A 1,710-nucleotide genomic window follows, 5' to 3' on the forward strand; every position below is an offset into this window, starting at 1 on the left:
GCCCCGGCCCCGGCCCCGTCCGCGCGCCGCGCGGGCAGGCTGCGGATCTGGACCGCGCTCAGTACGGCGAACACGGCCGCCGCGACCAGGCAGGTGATCCGGAAGTCCACCCCGGTGAGCACCATGCCGGCCAGGGGGCCGAGCAGGATGCCCGCCTGGTAGAAGACGTTGAACAGGGCGAACGCCTCCACCCGTCGCTCTCCCGCGTCCACGGCGAGGTAAGCACGGACCGCCGGGTTGAACAGGGCCCCGGCGAGCCCGGTGGCCGCGGAAGCGGCGAGCAGCGCCGGCAGGGAGTCGACCAGGCCCAGCGTGGCGAAGCCGACCGTGCGCAGCAGGCAGCCGGCGACGATCAGCGGCTTGTAGCCCAGCCGGTCGGCCAGCGTGCCGCCGACCAGGAACATGCCCTGCTGGCTGAAGTTGCGGACGCCCAGGACGAGCCCGACGGCCCAGCCGGCCAGCCCCAGCGACCCGGAGAGGTGGGCGGCGAGGTACGGCATCAGCATGTAGAAGCCCAGGTTGATGGTGAACTGGTTCACCATCAGCAACTGGACGCTCCTCTCGTACGAGCGCACCTGCGCCAGCGTGCCCTTCACCGGCCCCGACCCCCCGTACCCGGCGCCGCGGAATCGCCGGCCGCATCCGCCAGCGGGTCGACCACGGCTGCGCAGCGGGTCCAGCGGGTGACCTCCTTTTCGTCGACCCGGCCGATGACCTCCGGCTCGGCCGCGGGCGGGGCGTCGAGGAGGCCGTGGGCGGTGCAGTAGTCGTCGTCGTACACGGTCCCCAGGTACCGCTGCGGTCCGTCGGGGAACACCGCGGCGATCCGGGTGCCGGCCGGGCGGGTGCGGGCCAGCCAGCCGGCGACGAGGGCGACGGCGCCGACGCTCCAGCCGCCCGTGGCGTAGTGGGAGCACGCGAGCTGCCGGCAGGCCCACACCGCTTCGGCCGGCGCCACCCAGTGCACCTCGGCGAAGTTCCCGTAGGCGACGTTGCGGGGGTAGATGCTCGATCCCAGGCCGCGCATGAGGCGTGGCCGGGCGGGCTGGCCGAAGATCGTGGACCCTATGGTGTCCACGCCGACGAGTTCCAGCTGCGGGTACAACTGGCGCAGGACCCGGGAGACGCCGGCGGAGTGCCCGCCGGTGCCGACGCTGCACACGAGGACGTCGAGGTGCCCGAGGTCGGCGGCGAGTTCCAGGGCGAGCGGGGTGTACGCGGTCGTGTTGTCGGGGTTGTTGTACTGGTCGGGGGACCACGACCCGGGGTGCCGGTCCATCAGCTGCCGGACCCGTTCGCGCCGGGCCTCCTGCCAGCCGCCGGTCGGGTGCGGCTCGGAGACGACGTTGACCTGAGCGCCGTAGGCGGTCAGCAGCTTCGTCATGGTCGACTCCAGGCCCGGGTCGGTGACCAGGGTCACCGGGTGCCCGTGGACCAGGCCTGCCAGGGCCAGGCCGAGGCCCAGGGTGCCGCTGGTGGACTCGATGATCCGCGCCCCCGGCCGCAGCTCGCCGCGGGCGCGGGCCCGTTCGACCATGTGCAGGCCCGGGCGGTCCTTGATGCCGCCGGGGTTGAAGCCCTCCAGCTTCGCCCAGAAGCCGCGGCCCTCCGGGGCGAACGGCTCGGACACGTGGAGGAGCGGGGTGTTGCCGACGAGCCCCGAGAGGGCGGCGCGGTTGAGGCGGGAGGGGCTGGTGAAGCCGGCGGAGG

The 1,710-nt window shown here is 73.8% G+C and carries 2 protein-coding genes; both read right to left on the reverse strand.

The annotated features are described in order from the left end of the window. Positions 1–596: MFS transporter (locus tag HYE82_RS36325; protein WP_179178484.1), on the reverse strand; the 596-nt coding region annotated here is incomplete at its 3' end. Then, a partial coding sequence (locus HYE82_RS36330; protein ID WP_218783452.1) for a PLP-dependent cysteine synthase family protein occupies positions 593–1,710 on the reverse strand: 1,118 nt, incomplete at its 5' end. The genes HYE82_RS36330 and HYE82_RS36325, both read right to left, overlap by 4 nt.

Source organism: Streptomyces sp. BR123 (assembly GCF_013401435.1).
Classification (GTDB): Bacteria; Actinomycetota; Actinomycetes; order Streptomycetales; family Streptomycetaceae; genus Streptomyces.